Source organism: Planctomycetota bacterium (assembly GCA_039819165.1).
In the GTDB taxonomy this organism is placed as follows: Bacteria; Planctomycetota; Phycisphaerae; order Phycisphaerales; family UBA1924; genus JAHCJI01.
The window spans coordinates 1713752-1729227 of record JBCBSM010000001.1 but is presented as its reverse complement, the minus strand read 5'-3'; the positions used below and the strand labels follow the sequence as shown (position 1 = coordinate 1729227).

The 15476-nt window shown below is 72.7% G+C and carries 14 protein-coding genes; 5 read left to right on the top strand and 9 right to left on the bottom strand.

Annotated elements, in window-relative coordinates:
* Window positions 1–13: 13 nt before the first annotated feature.
* Complete coding sequence (locus AAFX79_07490) at window positions 14–2185, bottom strand: glutamine synthetase III (protein MEO1008394.1); 2172 nt, start codon at window positions 2183–2185, stop codon at window positions 14–16.
* A gap of 112 nt (window positions 2186–2297) precedes the next feature.
* A complete protein-coding gene (gene trpA / locus AAFX79_07485; protein MEO1008393.1) occupies window positions 2298–3095 on the bottom strand; it encodes a tryptophan synthase subunit alpha in 798 nt (265 codons plus the stop codon).
* A 96-nt stretch (window positions 3096–3191) separates the two neighbouring features.
* Here trpA and xth point away from each other — a divergent pair, with 96 nt between their 5' ends.
* Both xth and AAFX79_07475 read left to right on the top strand, forming a co-directional pair.
* Window positions 3192–4004: an exodeoxyribonuclease III gene (gene xth, locus AAFX79_07480; GenBank protein ID MEO1008392.1), complete on the top strand. Its 813-nt coding sequence runs from the start codon at window positions 3192–3194 to the stop codon at window positions 4002–4004.
* On the top strand, window positions 4001–4681 hold the full coding sequence (locus tag AAFX79_07475) for an HAD family hydrolase (protein ID MEO1008391.1): 681 nt from the start codon (window positions 4001–4003) through the stop codon (window positions 4679–4681). Before xth ends, AAFX79_07475 begins: the two co-directional genes overlap by 4 nt.
* Here the strand turns inward: AAFX79_07475 and AAFX79_07470 are convergent.
* Window positions 4678–6330, bottom strand: coding sequence for a chorismate-binding protein (locus AAFX79_07470; GenBank protein MEO1008390.1), 1653 nt, complete (start codon window positions 6328–6330; stop codon window positions 4678–4680). The genes AAFX79_07475 and AAFX79_07470 overlap by 4 nt on opposite strands.
* 58 nt (window positions 6331–6388) lie before the next feature.
* On the opposite strand from AAFX79_07470, the gene AAFX79_07465 reads away from it, so the two are divergent.
* The 3 genes from AAFX79_07465 (at window position 6389) to tmk (ending at window position 10517) form a co-directional block, all read left to right on the top strand.
* Window positions 6389–7516 (top strand): hypothetical protein, encoded by a 1128-nt coding sequence (locus AAFX79_07465; protein MEO1008389.1) that lies wholly within the window; start codon window positions 6389–6391, stop codon window positions 7514–7516.
* Window positions 7513–9690 (top strand): hypothetical protein, encoded by a 2178-nt coding sequence (locus AAFX79_07460; GenBank protein MEO1008388.1) that lies wholly within the window; start codon window positions 7513–7515, stop codon window positions 9688–9690. The genes AAFX79_07465 and AAFX79_07460 overlap by 4 nt, the downstream gene beginning before the upstream one ends.
* A 143-nt stretch (window positions 9691–9833) precedes the next feature.
* The gene (gene tmk, locus AAFX79_07455; GenBank protein MEO1008387.1) at window positions 9834–10517 is read left to right on the top strand and encodes a dTMP kinase; all 684 of its coding nucleotides are present in this window, start codon (window positions 9834–9836) and stop codon (window positions 10515–10517) included.
* 199 nt (window positions 10518–10716) lie between these two features.
* On the opposite strand, the gene AAFX79_07450 is transcribed toward tmk, so the two are convergent.
* The 6 genes from AAFX79_07450 to AAFX79_07425 all read right to left on the bottom strand — a co-directional run bounded on the left by AAFX79_07450 (window position 10717) and on the right by AAFX79_07425 (window position 15447).
* Entirely contained in the window at window positions 10717–12411 is a 1695-nt protein-coding gene (locus AAFX79_07450) for a S26 family signal peptidase (GenBank protein ID MEO1008386.1), read from the bottom strand.
* Between the two features lie 24 nt (window positions 12412–12435).
* Window positions 12436–13785 carry a regulatory iron-sulfur-containing complex subunit RicT gene (gene ricT, locus AAFX79_07445; protein MEO1008385.1) on the bottom strand — a complete coding sequence of 450 codons (1350 nt, stop codon included), beginning with the start codon at window positions 13783–13785 and terminating at the stop codon, window positions 12436–12438.
* Between the two features lie 33 nt (window positions 13786–13818).
* A complete protein-coding gene (locus tag AAFX79_07440; GenBank protein ID MEO1008384.1) occupies window positions 13819–14163 on the bottom strand; it encodes a hypothetical protein in 345 nt (114 codons plus the stop codon).
* Complete coding sequence (locus AAFX79_07435) at window positions 14160–14483, bottom strand: hypothetical protein (protein MEO1008383.1); 324 nt, start codon at window positions 14481–14483, stop codon at window positions 14160–14162. The genes AAFX79_07440 and AAFX79_07435 overlap by 4 nt, the downstream gene beginning before the upstream one ends.
* A gap of 74 nt (window positions 14484–14557) precedes the next feature.
* Complete coding sequence (locus AAFX79_07430; GenBank protein ID MEO1008382.1) at window positions 14558–14788, bottom strand: hypothetical protein; 231 nt, start codon at window positions 14786–14788, stop codon at window positions 14558–14560.
* Window positions 14789–14901: 113 nt separating this feature from the next.
* Window positions 14902–15447, bottom strand: a complete 546-nt coding sequence (locus tag AAFX79_07425; GenBank protein MEO1008381.1) for an HYExAFE family protein — start codon at window positions 15445–15447, stop codon at window positions 14902–14904.
* Window positions 15448–15476 lie beyond the last annotated feature (29 nt).

Below are 15476 nucleotides of genomic sequence, written 5' to 3'. Positions count from 1 at the left end.
GACGCGAGCGGGCTCAGACGGTGCTGAGCATGTTGTTGTAGTCGGCGATGGGCCACAGATCGTCGGAGACCCGCAGCTCGATCGCGTCGGCGTGCTCGCGGACGTCCTCCATGGCCGGCACGAGCTCCTCGCGGACGATGTCGGCGTCGTCGAAGGGATCGTCCCGCTGCACGTGGATGGCCTGGTCGAGCGCGGCGAGCGACGACCGCAGCTTGTCGGCCAGCGCGGCCATCTCCTCGAGATCGCCCATGGTGGAGGCGGGATCCAGATCGGCGGCCTCGAGCGAGGCGGCTGTCTCGGACAGCTCGCGGATCTGCCGCGTGGCCGCCGGCAGCACCAGCCCGCGGATCATATCCCGCAGCGTGAGCGCCTCGATGCGGATCTGGCTGGTGTACTTCTCGGCGTAGATGTGCGCGCGGCTGAGTGTTTCGCCCGGCGAGAGGATCTCGAGGCTGTCGAACAGCATCGTGTTCTTGTCGCTGGCGAAGGCGCGGACGGCCTGCGGCGTGGCGCGGATGTTGGGCAGCCCGCGGCGCTCGGCCTCTTCCTCCCACTCCTTGGTGTAGTTGTCGCCGTTGAAGATGATCCGCTGGTGCTCGCGGAAGACGTCCTTGATCACGCTCCGCAGCTTGTCGCCCGGGTCGCCCTCGCCCTCCAGCCGGTCGGCGATGTACCGCAGCGAGTCGGCCACGACGGCGTTGAGCACGGTGACGGGCAGCGCGATGGCGGCCGACGAGCCCACGGCCCGGAATTCGAACTTGTTGCCCGTGAAGGCGAACGGGCTGGTGCGGTTGCGATCGCCGCTATCGCGGACGAACTCGGGCAGGGTCTGGGCGCCGAGGTCCATGGCCTGGCCCGAGCGGGAGCTGGTGGCGGTGCCGTCGCCCTGGAACTGCTCGATCAGGTCGGTGAGCATGTCGCCCATGAAGATGCTGATGATCGCGGGCGGCGCCTCGTTGGCGCCGAGTCGATGGTCGTTTCCCGCGCCGGCGATGGAGGCCCGCAGCAGGTCGCCGTGCAGGTCCACCGCGCGAACGACGGCCGCCAGGAAGGCGTGGAAGGTCGTGTTCTGGTGCGGGTCGTCCTTGGGCGCCAGCAGGTTGCGGCCCTCGTCGGTCGCCAGCGACCAGTTGACGTGCTTGCCGCTGCCGTTGATGCCCGCGAAGGGTTTCTCGTGCAGCAGGCAGCGGAAGCCGTGCCGCGGGGCCACCCGCCGCAGCGTCTCCATGACGAGCATCTGGCGATCGCAGGCGACGTTGGCGGCCTCGAAGTGGGCCGCGATCTCGTACTGCCCGGGTGCCACCTCGTTGTGCCGCGTGGCCACGGGCACGCCCTTGCGGTACAGGATGTGCTCCACCTCGCTCATGAACGACAGCACCCGCTCGGGGATGGCGCCGAAGTAATGGTCGTCGAGCTTCTGGCCCTTGAGCGGCTGGTTGCCCAGCACCGTCCGCCCGCATACCAGCAGGTCGCTGCGGCTCTGCGCGAGTTCCTCGTCGACCAGGAAGTACTCCTGCTCGGCGCCGACGGTCGAGAACACCCGCGTCGCGCCGCGGTCGTCGCCCAACGCCCGCAGCACGCGGAGCGCCTGGGTGCTGATGGCGTCCATCGAGCGCAGCAGCGGCGTCTTCTTGTCGAGGGCCTCGCCCGTCCAGCTCACGAAGGCGGTGGGGATGCACAGCGTGACGGTGTCGCCGAAGCGGGACAGGAAGACCGGGCTCGTCGCGTCCCACGCGGTGTAGCCGCGGGCCTCAAAGGTCGATCGCAGCCCGCCCGAGGGGAAGCTCGAGGCGTCGGGCTCGCCCTGCACGAGGCTCTGGCCGACGAGTTCGCTGATGGCCCCGCCCCGACCGTCGGGCTTGACGAAGGTGTCGTGCTTCTCGGCGGTCAGCCCGGTCAGCGGCTGGAACCAGTGGGTGAAGTGGGTCGCGCCGTTGTCGACCGCCCAGTCCTTGATGGCGACGGCGACGGCATCGGCGATGCCCGGATCGAGCGATGCGCCGTGGTTGATCGTGTTCTGGAGCTTCTTGTAGACGTCGCTGGGCAGCCGCCGCTGCATTAGCGCATCGGTGAACACGTCCTGCGCGAAGGCGTGCTCGGCGTGCGAGAATTGCCCCGCCGATGCCGAGTGCCGCGAAGAAGAGGGTTCGGTGCGTTCGGTCTCCATCGTCGTCCCGCTGTGCATCCGGGAGCGTCCTTTCTGTAACTCCGGTCCGACGGCCGCCGGAGCGGCCCGCCGGGGCTCGTCCGCGGGCGACACGCCCGCCGGGCCCCGGCCCAGAATCCTCTAGAAAGGTCTATGCACCCCGGAGCCCGGAACCAAGCTCGCCGACGAATTGGCGGACCACTCCCGGGGCGTCGGCGGCGGTGCTGGCCTCCAGACGCCGCACCAGGGCGCTGCCGACGATCGCCGCGTCGGCGTGCCGCACCGTCTCGGCCACCTGCTGGGACGTCGAGATGCCGAAGCCGCAGGCGATGGGCAGGTCGGTGCATTCCCGCAGCTGCGCGACCCGGCCCTGGATATCGGGCAGGCCGGCCCGCTCGCCCGTGATGCCCGCCCGCGCCACGAGGTAGACGAAGCCGGTGGACGCGCGGGCCAGGGCCTCCGCCCGCGCAGGCGGCGTGGTGGGCGAGACGAGGTGGCTGAGCGTCAGGCCGTGCTCGCCGCAGGCCACCGCGAGCTCGCCGGCTTCTTCCAGGGGGCAATCCGGGATGATGAGTCCGTCGAACCCCGATCGGGCCGCCAGCGCCGCGAAGCCGTCGGGACCGCCGAGCCGGAAGGCGATCGAGAAGCTCGCCATCGCGACAAGGCCTATATCCAGGCCTGCCCGCGCCGCCTCGACCTCCCCGAAGAGGCCCCCGGGCGTCACGCCGGACTCGATGGCCTGGTGCATCGCCTCGGCGATGACCGGCCCATCGGCGATGGGATCGCTGAAGGGGATGCCGATCTCGGCGATCGAGCCGCCGGCCTCTTCGATGGCTCGCAGGATGCCGGCCATCGGGGCGCCCGCGGGCCGGCCGCCGCAGACAAAGGGCATCAGCCCGCGCTCCCCCCGCGCACGCAGGCCGGCGAAGATCGAATCGATGCGGTTCACGTGGGGGGCACTCCGGCGATGGACCGCCGATGGTAGCGGGGCGTATCGTGCGGCCCGCGGCGGACGCCGGCACCGTGCGCCGCGGCGGAGCCCGCCGTGCGGATCATCACCTGGAACGTCAACTCGGTCCGCGTCCGCGAAGAGCGGCTGCTCGGCGTGCTCGAGCGGCACGGTCCCGACGTCGTCTGCCTGCAGGAGCTCAAGACGACCGACGACGCCTTCCCGGTCGATGCCGTGCGGGCCGCCGGCTACGAGGCTGCGACCTACGGCCAGAAGACCTACAACGGCGTGGCCATCCTGGCCAAGCGGCCGCCCGAGGATGTCCGCCGGGGATTCAACACCGGCTGGGACGGCGACGCCGAGCCCGAGGACGAGCACGCCCGGCTGATCTCGGCCGTCGTGCACGGCGTGCGGATCTACAGCGCCTACGTGCCCAACGGCGGCGAGGTGGGCTCCGAGAAGTACGCCTACAAGCTGGCGTGGCTCGATCGAGTCGGCAAGCTGCTCGCCGCCAAGCACGAGCCCGCCGAACCGCTGGTCTTCGCGGGTGATCTGAACATCACCTTTGACGACCAGGACGTCGCCTTTCCCGAGAAGTGGGAGGGCAGCGTCCACACCCACCCCGAGATGCGCGACGCGCTCCAGAAGCTCGCCGGCTTCGGCCTCGTCGACGTCTTCCGCGCGCACCATCCCGAGGGCGGCGTCTACAGCTGGTGGGACTATCGCCAGCTGGGCTTCCCCAAGGGCAACGGCCTGCGAATCGACGCGATCCTCGCCACCGAGGTGCTCGCGAAGACCAGCACGGCGGCCGAGATCGACCGCGACGAGCGGAAGGGCAAGCAGCCCAGCGACCACGCCCCGGTGATCGTCGACTTCGAGTGGTCCGATGCCGGCGGAACCGGCGGATGACCGTCCGGCTGCTGCTGCTGGACATCGCGGGCACCGTCGTCGAGAGCGGCAACTTCACTCCCGTGTTCCGCGGCGTGTACCGGGAGATCCTCGGGGTCGACGTGTCCGACGAGGAGATCCGCGTCAACACGGGCCGCAAGAAGGCGGATGTGTTCGCGGAGGTCGTCCGCCGGCACGCGCCGCGGCGCACGGGCGAGGCCGGCGTGCTCGGCGACATGGTCGCCGCGTTCGACCGCCGGATGATCGAGCGGCTCGGCACCGATCCGCCGGCGATCCTGCCGGGCGTGCCCCGGGCGCTGCGGCGCGCCCGCGACGCCGGTGTGCTGGTGGGCTACGTCACGGGGTTTGCGCGAGAGCCCGCCGACCGGCTGCTCGGCGCCGTGGGCCTGGATCGCGATGTGCTCGTGGGCACCGACGAGGTCGAGCGCGGCCGCCCGGCGCCCGACCTCATCCGCGAGGCGATGGCGCGGCTGGGTGTCGATGAGCCGGCGCTCGTCGCCTACGCCGGCGATACGCCCGGCGACGTCCTGAGCGGCCTGAACGCCGGATGCAGCCGGGTGTACGGCCTGACCTGCGGCGCACACTCGCGCGGCGAGCTCGAGGCCGCGAGCGAGGATCCCCGCGTGCGGATCGTCGATGCGCTGGCCGAGGCGGTGGACGATCTGTTCGGCCGCTAGCCGCCGAAGGCCGCCTCGGCGAGGTCGAGCGCCCGGGCGAGGGCGGCGGCCTTGTTGACCGTTTCCTCGTACTCGGCCCCGGCGACCGAATCCGCGACGATGCCGCCCGCCGCCTGGAGGTGGTAGGTCCACTGCGCGGGCCGCCCGTCGGCCGGCGGCACGTACCGATCGATCGGGCAGACGATGGTCCGCAGGGTGAGCGCCACGTCGAGCTCGGCGGTCCGCGGGTGCTCGTCGTGCGTCGCCGTCGGCAGGCCGATCCAGCCCATGCCCCCGCCGTAGGGCCCCCGCTTGATGGTCTCGAGCTCGTCGATGATCTGCATGGCCCGCACCTTTGGCGCGCCCGAGATCGTGCCCACGGGCAGCGCGGCCCGCAGGGCGTCGTAGGCGTCGGCGTCGCTGCGCAGCCTGCCGGTGACGGTCGAGCTGATGTGCATCACGTGGCTGTACCGCTCGATCTGCATCAGCGCGTCGAGCAAGACCGTGCCCGGGATCGCCACCTTGCCCACGTCGTTGCGGCCCAGGTCCACGAGCATCGCGTGCTCGGAGAGCTCCTTGTGGTCGGCCAGGAGCTCCCGCTCGAGCGCGGCGTCCTCCTCCGGCGTCGCGCCCCGCCGCCGCGTGCCCGCCAGCGGACGGTTGGTGACGACCAGGGCCGTCGCATCGGCCTCGTCCCGGCGCACGCGGCAGAGGATCTCGGGGCTCGACGCCACGAGGATGGCGCCGGAAGTCTGCATGTACACCATGTACGGGCTGGGATTGACCACGCGGAGCGCGCGGTACACGTCGAAGGGATCAGCCGAGCTCGTCCGCTCGAAGCGCTGCCCCAGCACGACCTGGAAGATGTCGCCCGCGAAGATGTACTCGCGGGCTCGCTCGACCATCGCGGCGTGCTGCTCGCGGGTGATGTTGCTGGCCAGTTCGGCCCGCGGCCCCGCGGGCTGCATGCGGCCCAGCGGCAGCGGCTTGCTGTGCTCCTCGATCTGCGCGCACCGGCGGCGGGCTTCGGCGAGCGCCGCGTCGTACGCCTCGCTGGGGTCGTCGCTTTCTCCGACGAAAGCCAGCTGCACGACGTGGCACAGCTTCGCGACGTTGTCGAACACGACCACGCCGTCGTAAAGCCCGAAGGACACGTCGGCCAGATCGCGGTCGTCGGCGGGCGCGGCCTCGAATGGCAGCTTGCCGGGCTCGGCGTACCGCACCGCGTCGTAGCCCGCGTAGCCGACCCAGCCGCCGAGCAAGCCCTCGGGCGGCGCGAGTCCCGAGCCAGCGTCGGCGGCGAGCAGCCGGAAGCCCTCACCCACGCGGCGCATGAGCGCGAACGCGTCGTCGGCGTCCAGCGTGCGCTCGCCGCCGCCGCGGTGATCGCGGATGGTGGCGCGGCGGCCCCGGGCCTCGAGCTCCAGCATGGGGTGGGCTCCGAGCACCGAGTAGCGGCCGACGCGGGCTCCGCCCTCGACCGATTCGAGCAGGAACGAGGGCGCGGTCCGCTCGTCGACCGAGACGAGCCGGCGATAGGCGAGCACCGGCGTCAGCTGGTCGGCAAGCACCGCCACGCCCACCGGGATCGCGAGCCGCTGGCCGGGCTCCAGCGCCCGCAGGTGCCGCGAGGCGAGGTCCACGAATGCTGGGCGCGACGGCGTGGGCATGGTGCGATGATCGCGGCGTCGCCGGCCTGCGTCCACTCCCGCGGGCGTACGCTGTGCGATGCGGAGGTGGCACGCCCCGGCACCGGCCAGACGCGGCGAGGCCACCGGCCCCGCGCCCCGCCGCTTCGCCCCGCTGCGCTGGGCCCGGCCCGACGGCGCCGCCGCCCCGGTGCTCGCCTCGCTGCTGCTGCACGCCGGCCTGCTGGCCTTCCTGGCGCTCGGGCTGAGCGGCGTGGTGCAGGTGCGTGCCGACGCCAACCGCGCCCTCGAACTCGGCACCGCCGACGTCTCGGACGTGCTCATGCTGCCCGCCTCGCCGCCGCCCCCCGCGACGCCGATGGCCCCGCCTGACGACGCCGAGTCGGCGGAGGGCGACGGGCCGGGTTCGGCGGATGCGATCGACGCCATCCTGCAAGAACTGGCCGACGGTTCGGCCCCGAGCGTCGCCGCCGATCGTCCGCTGCCGCGGGGCGACCGCATCGAGCCCGTGCCGGTGCTCCGCCGGGGCCTGCCCGAGGCGCTCGGCGAGCAGGCGGCGGGGCCCTCGGCGATGGGTCGCGCGAGCTTCGCCGGCGTGCAGGCCGAGCGGGCGCGTCGGGTCATCTACGCGGTCGACGCGAGCGGCGCGATGGTGACGAGCCTGCCCTTCGTGCTCGACGAGCTAGAACGCTCGGTGGCCGCCCTCGCGCCCGACCAGTCCTTCCAGGTCGTTCTCTTTGGGCTGCGGCCCGGCGACGCGGCCCGCGGGCCCGGCGGGGCCGTGGGCGTCCGCGTGTTCCCTTCGGACGGTCCCGGGCCGGCGACGACCGAGCGCAAGCTCGCGCTGGCGCGCTGGCTGGCGGACATCGCCGCATCGGGCCGCAGCAACCCGCTCGATGGGCTGCTGGCGGCCCTCGCGGGCGAGCCCGACGTCGTCTTCCTGCTCTCGCGGAGCATTCGACGCGGCACGCCCCAGGGCGGCCGGGGCAGCTGGGGGCGGGGCCGGCGGGCGATCCTGGACGAACTCGAGCGCGCCAACCCGGTCCGCCGGAGCATCTTCGGCCCGCCCGGCCGCGACGTGCAGATCAAGTGCGTGCAGTTCCTCGAGGAGGACCCAACCGGCATCATGCGGGCGATCGCCGAGATTCACGGCGGGGGCCCAGGGTCGTACAAGCTGCTCTTCGAGTCGGAGCTGCGCGACCGATGATCCGCCTCGCCGCCGCCATCGCCGTCGGCCTTGCCGCGCTGGTCCAGGACCAGGCTCACGCCCAGGATCGCGCGCAGCAGCGGGCCGACCTGCTCGCCGCCGTGGTCGAGGCGTCGGCGGCGCCCCCATCGGTGGAGGCGCTCGAGCGCGTCGTCGCCCGCCGCTCCACGCTGATCGAAGAGTTCGAGGACGACGCGCTCGCCGGCGTGTGGATGCTCGACCAGGCCGGCGACCTGCTCGCGCAGCTCTCGATCACCGCCGCCGATGCCCGGCTGGTCGTCGGTCTGCTGCCGTCGTGGGAGCGCGACCGCGCGCTGATGCTCGCCGATCGCGCCGTGCAATGGACCGATCGTGCAGGCGAGCACATTGCGCGTCGCTTCGCGAGCCAGCAAGCGATCCTCGATGCGGGCGGCACCATCACCGACGAGGACCGCGCGGTGAATCGCCGGCTGCAGGAGGGCGAGATGCTGTACCGCCGGCCGCTGCTGCGGGCCCGCGCCCTGCTGCTGCTGCACGCCGGCGGGGCGCTTCCCTCGCGGATCGAGGAGGCGATCCAGCTGCTGGAATCCGTCGGCCCGGCGGGCACACCGCGGCGGTCGCTGCGGGATGCCTGGCTGGTCTCCGCGCTCGCCGCCAGCGGCACATCGGAGTACACCGAGCGGGCCGGTGCGCTCGCCGATGCGCTGCGGGCCGAGTTCGAGGACGATGCGGACGGCCTGCCCGTCGACGATCAAGTCGATCCCATCGCCCTCGTCGAGGCCTTGCTCGCCCGGGCTCGCCTCGACGACACGCCGGCGGGCGTCGAGCGGATCGACGGCATGCTCGACGATCCGCCCTTTGCGCGGCGGTCGGGCCTGCGACGACCCATGCTGGTGGGGCTCGCCATCGAGGCCTCGGCTCGGTTGCTGGCCGAGTCGGGCGCGCACGCCGACGCGGTCGATCGCCTGGTCGACATCGAGCGGCGCCGCGACATCGCGCTGCCGGATGCGACCCGGACCGCGATGGTCGACGAGCGGCTCATTGCGCTGCCCGCCTCCGAGGCGTCCTGGGCGGGGCTCGAGTCGGACGTCGTGCTGCGGCTCGCCCGAGCGATGGTGGCCCGGGATCGCCCGGAGCTCGACGACCGCGCCGAGGCGCTGCTCGATGCGCACGCCGCCCGCCTCGACGATGCCGACGGGCCGGCCCCGGGTGCGGCCGCGGTCCACGACCTGCTCGCCCGCGTGCTGCTGGCCAACGCCGCCCGAGCGGACGACGATGCCGCGGCGGCGGGGCCGCGCGAGCGGGCCGCGGCACTGGCGATCGACCTGCTCGATGCGCCGGGCGACGCGTCGGCAGCCGTCCCCTCACCGGAGTTGCTGGCGGCGCTCGCGCAGCTCCTGCTGGCGGATGCGGATCGCTTCGGCCTAGATCGCGGGCGTCGGCTGCTGCGGGCCGCGATCGACGCCAACGGCACACATCCGGCGGCGCCCCGCTGGCGGCTGCAGCTGGCCGCTGCACTGCTCCGCGGCGATCGCGCGCCCGACGCGGTCGCGCGCGCGATCGCGCTGGCCGAGAGCGCCGAGGCGACGGCCCGCGACGGCGACGTCCGCGCGCGGGCGGTGGCCCTTGCCGGCGCACTGCACGCCCGCCGCATCGCCCGGATCGATGCCCTGCCGCCCGAGGCAAGGCTGGTCGCGGTGCTCGCCGCCGCGGGCTTCGCCGATCGCCATCCGGGCGGCGGGGTCGATGCGCCCGCGACGCAGCTCGTGCTGGCCCGGGTCTACCTGGAGCGCGGGCGGCCGCGGGATGCCGACGCAGCGCTGGCGGCGCTCGCCTCGTTGCCGCCGTCCATCGAGGCCGGCGTGCTGGCGGGCATGGCGTACGACCAGCTGGGCCGCGGCGGCGAGGCCTTCGCCGCGTACCGCCGGGCCGCGGCCGCCATGCCCGAGCCCGCACCGGGCGAGCCGCCCCATCCGCGGTTCTGGTCGACCTGGCTGCGGCTGCTGCAACTGCTCGACGCCCAGCGGCTCGCGCGTGAAGCCGACGACCCCGCCGCGGCCGAGCGGATCCGTCGCACCATCGGCGGGCATCTGTTGCGGCTGCGCTCGATCGATCCCCAGCTCGGCGGCGGACGCCACCGTTCGGGCTTCCAGGCCCTCGAGCGCCGGCTCGGGCGCGACTACGGCGACGGCTGAGGCGCACGCAAGAGCGGGCTCGATCCAGGTGTCGCGTGCGTGTTCGTCCAGGCCCGCCGGATCCACTCCGGAGCGGCCCTACCGGAGCGAGTGTGCGACCGCAGGGCCGCTACGGAGCGCTCCAAGATGCTCTAGACTCCGCCGTGACCGCGCCCCCGACCGATCTCGCCGAAACCGCTCCGCAGTGGATCGACCGCCTCCGCGGCTTGTTCCTCGTGTTCGAGGGGCCCGACGGTTCGGGCAAGAGCACACAGCTGCGCCGCCTCGACGCCTTGCTCAAGGCCTGCGGCGTGCCGGTCATCGACGTCCGCGAGCCCGGCGGCACCGCGGCCGGCGAGGCCATCCGCGAGACGCTGCTCGACCACAAGCAGGCGGGCATGGACGTGCGCTGCGAGATGCTGCTCTACATGGCCAGCCGCGCGCAGCTCGTCGCCGAGCGGATCCGCCCGGCCCTCGACCGCGGCGACGTCGTGCTAGCCGATCGCTTCGTCGCATCGACGCTGGCCTACCAGGGCGCCGCCGGCGGGCTGCCCGAGGCCGACATCCGCGCCGTCGCGGCCGTGGTGACCCACCACGCCGAGCCCGATCTCGTGCTCGTCTTCGACGTCGACGAGCAGACCGCGGCCCGCCGGCTCAGCCCGCTGCTGGACCGCATGGAGGCCAAGGGCGCCGCCTTCCACGCCCGAGTGCGGCGGGGCTACCTCGACCAGATCGAGCGCGACCCGGAGCGGTACGCCCGCATCGACGCCACCCGAGACGCCGACTGCGTCTTCGCGGACATGCTCGCCGCGCTCCACGCGCGATTCGTGCCGCACCACGCCTCCTAAGGCGCGCCATCCGGCACCGCGGATAGCGCCGGCTGCAACGAGAGAGTCCCCGGCAGGCTCCTCCGCCCGCCGGGGACCGCTTCTCGCTCTCTTTCTTCGAATGCCCGGGGGCACGCGGGGAACGGGAGCGTAAACGGTCCGATCCGCGGATTCCGCCCTAGCGAGAACGCATTCACGAAGTCTTCACGCGGTGGCAGCGCTACCAGACGAATCGCATCCGGCCGAAGCCCGGCACGGGGATCCGCCCGCGGTGCTCCAGGGCGGGGAAGTAGACGAAGAAGGTCTTGCCCATCATCAACTCCTCGGGCACGATGCCGTCGGGAGCCTCCAGCGGGGTCACCCAGCCGCTCGACTCGGTCATCAGCCGGCTGTCCTGGCTGGACGCCGAATTGTCGCCGCAGACGAAGTACTGGCGGTCGTCCATGAGCGCTAGGTCGGCCGACGGGTGCCCGCCCCGCACCGCGGCGCCGCTGTTGCTCCGCGTGGTTTGGTAGTACAGGTCGCGGTCCAGGCCCAGTCGATGCAGCCGCACGCCGCCCACGATACGGATGGTGGGCCGCGCCGAGGGGTAGTTCTCGGGGGTGGGCATCGAGGGCAGCACCGTCTCGAGCGGGAAGCCGGTCGCGTGCTCGACGCGCTCCAGCGGCCCCCAGTCGTACTCGGCGTAGGCAATGCGGCGGCCGCCGACGAAGAGCCATACCGCTTGGTCGGCGTGCCAGAACTCCACGTCGGTCACCCCGCCGGGTGGCAGCGGCTCGAGCCGGTTCGCATCCAGCCGCGTCCACGGCGAGCCCGCTTCGGCGTCCAACGGCCTGGATTCCAGCACCGCCTCGCCGTCTTCCAGCCGGGCGCGGAACGCGTGCGATCGGGTGTCGACGCGCAGCTCGAGGAGACGCAGCGGATCGCCCGTCGGCTCGACGCCCGCGCGGACGCGGACGTCGCCCACGCCGAAGGTCGGCGGCATCACGGGTCGCAAGCGGCCGCCGACGGCTTCGCGGTACCGCTCGTTGTACGGATAGTGATCGACGATGGGCCAGGCGTCGTGATCCCACCGCAGCACGGTCTCGCCCGCACCGTCGTACGCCGGTGTCCGGCCGTCGAGGCCCGACCAAGCGGGATCCGGCTCGCCCTCGACCGACTCGCCCCGCCACGGCGGGCGGTACCAGTTGAAGCCGTCACGGATCGGATCGAGCGGCGCGAAGCTCGTGTCGTGCACGGGCATCCACACGGTCCGCTGCACGAGCTCGGGCTTGCGGGCGATCGCCCAGCCGTCCATCGCCCAGGTGCCGCCAGGCTGCTGGCGGTCGGCCAGCGAGGGCGGCGACGCCGCGTCCCGTGTGAAGATGTCGCCGTCCACCACGGCCAGCTGCTCGCCGGGCAGCCCGGTCAGCCGCTTGATGTAGTTCTGCGTCGGGTCGGTGGGATTCTTGAACACGACGACGTCGAATCGGCTGGGCGCGAAGAGCGGTGGCAGATACTTGAGCACCAGGATGCGGTCGCCCAGCCGCAGCGGGCCCTGGCGGCGGCGGATCTCGTCGGCCGTCCGCCGCGCGGCGCTCGGGCCGCTCTCGACGAGCTGCCGCGGATTGCTCGTCGTCATGGGATCGTGGACGACGACCTCGGCGGCGTTGGCCGACGACGGATTGCTCGGGTCCCACGGGCCGATCTGCCAGCGGGCGCCGGTCTGCATGCCGACGTGCTCCATGTGCTTGCCGAGCAGCGTGGGTGCCATCGAGCCCGTGGGGATGACGAAGGCCTCGATCACGAACGCGCGGAAGATGAAGGCCATCGCAAAGGCGATCGCGATCGAGCTGAGCGTCTCGCGGATCGACGTCTTCTGCGACGAGGCGTCGCCGCCCGAAGAGGCGTCCGTGCTGTCGGGCGTATCGGCCATGGTGCTCACAATAGAACGCCGGCCCTAGGCGGGCGGCCCGCCCCGCGGTGTGCTCGGCGGCGTGCTTGAAGGATCGTTCGGGGGCGAGCCCGGCCCGTCGCCGCCCGAGCGCCGCCGCTTCTTGCGGCGACGCTTCTTCTTGGGCCGCGGCTGGCCGTCCTCGCCCGCGGCGCCGGATTGCTGCGGGGAGGGGTGCTGCGGGGCGGGACCCTCGCCGTCGTTGCCGCCGGGTGGCCGCGGCTTCTTCTTGCGACGCTTCTTCTTGGTCGCCGGGGCGCCGTCGTCCGCCCGCGGGCGCTCGGGCCTGGGTGCCGCCGGCGGCTCGGCGTGCTTCGCGGCGGCCTCGTCCGGATCGCACAACTCCTCGACGGGCACGGCCACGTCCCGCTGGCTGCCCTCTAGCCGCACGAGCACGAGTTGCGTGAGGATCTGCGTGTCGAGCACCTCGCCCGCGCCCTCGGGCGTGCCGACGCGGGTGCGGCGGTGGGGCAGCCGCGCCGCCAGCTCGCGGTAGCTCTCGTCCTCGTACCGCAGGCAGCACATGAGCCGCCCGCAGCGTCCGGAGATCTTCAGCGGGTCGAGCGTGGCCTTCTGCTGCTTGGCGGTCCGCATGGGCACGGGCTTGAGCACCTTGAGGAAGTTCTTGCAGCAGCAATGCTGGCCGCACCGCTCGTAGTCGGCGGTGAGCCGCGCCTCGTCGCGGGCGCCGACGGGCCGCAATTCGACCCGGGCCCGGTGCTCGCGCTGCAGCGCATCGACCATCTGCGAGATGTCCGCGCGAGATGGCCCGCCGCGGGAGCCCTCGCCCGGCGGCATCCCTCGGGGCCCGCCGCGCTGTCCGCCCCGGCCGCCGCCGTCGCCCTCCGACAGGAAGTAGAACGTGATGGTCTCGCCGCCGAGGATCGGCTCGGCCTGCACGATGCGGATGCCCAGGCCCTCGGCCTCGGCGATGCGTCGGGCGGCGAGCTTGAGTTCGTGGCGGGACTGCTCGATTTCCTCCTGCCGCTCCATGTCGTCGGGCAGCGGGACGCGCAGCACACGCCCGCGATCGAAGAACGGGTACTGCCGCCCGCCGGACGCATCGATGTACTCGAGCATCTGCTTTCGGGTCACGCTCTTGCCGCAGCCCGCATTCGGGCACGTGCTGGTGAGCATCTCGCCGATCTCGGTGCCGCGGAAGGTGCGCACGACCAGCCGGCTGCCGCAGCCCGGCGTGACGTCGAGGTCGTAGCGGAACTCGCCGATCAACTGCATGCAGCCGAAGCGGCAGACCACCGTCTTGGGCGGCGTCAGCCGCTCGCGGGCGAGGCGATCCTGCTCGGCCTCGTACTCGGCGAGGTCGGCCTCGAACTGCGGCAGCGGGAGGATCGGCACGCCGGGCCCTGGGTCCTGGGTCTGCGGTGCCGCCTAGCGGCCGCCGGCCGCCGCTCTGGCCTGCGCGAACACGGTGCTGATGTCCTCGGACCGCTGCAGGACCAGCGATCGCTGGTTCTCCACGCGGTACACCAGCAGCCGCTCGGCCCGCTGGTCGAGCACGTACAGCAACTCCTCGGCGCTGCTCTGGCCCTGCGTGGTGACGGCGGCGTAGTCGCCGGCGATGGCGGCCATCTCGGCGAACGCGGGCTGCGGCGCGACCGGCGAGCGGCCCGCGACCATGAGAATCATGCCCGCCAGCGCTGCGGCGCTGGCCCAGAGCGCCGCCGTGCCCTCGTGGGCGGGGCGACCGGTCGTGTCGTGGGTGTGCTCGTTCATCGTCCGCCGTCCCCCCGCTCATCGCTGCGTGCGTCGTCGGCCAGGTTGCGGTAGCCGATGCCCATGAACGACTGCCGCGACTGGTCCCACCGCAGCGACACCAGCTCCTGGTTGGTGACGTCGACGACGTGGACCGCGTTGGTCGGGGCGCCGATCACCTGGCCGCCCACGATGAGATACTCGCCGCGGGGCCGCTGCCGCTGCTGGGCGTCGGCCACCGGCGAAAGGGCGACGACCCCGAGCACAAGCACCAGGGCCGCGTTGACTGCGATCAGGGCCGTTCGCTGGTCGGCCCTCCAACGTCTGCGAAGCTGCGTCATGGACGCTCCTCTTGGTGTTCGCGGATCGTGTGCTCGAACGCGGCCCGCCGCCGGGGCGTGGGCCGCCCGTCCGGTCAGTCCTGGTGGCCGCGCTTGGAGGGGATCACGGTCGCCCCGACGATGGCGCCCACCACCAGGATCGCGATGCCGATGTTGCTCAGCACCGGCGCGTCGCCCGGCGATTGCGGCCGCGGCGGCGAGATCGTCTGCCCGAGCGCCGGCGCCGCGTGCAACGCCAAGACCGCCACCCCGGCGACGGCCAGCAGGCCGAGCCCGCGGCGGACATTCTGAGAATTGTTCGTCATTAGCAGGCTCCGGGCCGGTTGGATCTCCGCAGTGTACGGCCGCTTCGGCCGCGGGATGCCGATTCCACCGCAGGGCACCCTCGCCCGGCCTCGGACGGCGAACCCCCTTGGTCCTAGCCCGGCGAGCCGGCGGTGGCGATCAGCGGCCCGCTGATCTCGTCGAAGGACTTGGATGCCAGGCTCACCGTCCGCCACTTGGCGCTGCGGACCCGCATGCGCTCGGCGTATGCGTCGACGCCCACGGCCCGCATCGCGTACCAGCGGTCGCGGTGGATCCACGCCTGCTCGAAGAGCGGGGCGGGGGGTTCGCCCTCGCAGCGGTAGACGAATGCGAACGCGCCGACGTAGCCGTCGCCGAAGAGCCGCTGCCACCGCCGCAGCGAGTCCACGTCGTCGTCGGTCACCCAGTTCTCGAGGCGCGTGGAGCCGGCAGCCAGCTTGCGGCCCTTGAGTTCGACGAGCAGGTTGGGGGTGCCGTAGAGCAGGAAGTCGAAGGCCTTGAGGGTCCGCGGCTTGTCGCTGCCCAGCTGGGTCTTGAGCACCGCGGCATCGGATCCCAGCAGCGCCCGGCGGGCCTCGTCGACGGCCACGAACGGCACGCCCCGCTCGATCAGGAAGGCCCGGAAGGCGTGCTCGTAGTGGGTCTGCCGCCGCCCCATACGGGGGATGGTAGGGGCCGGTCGCGATC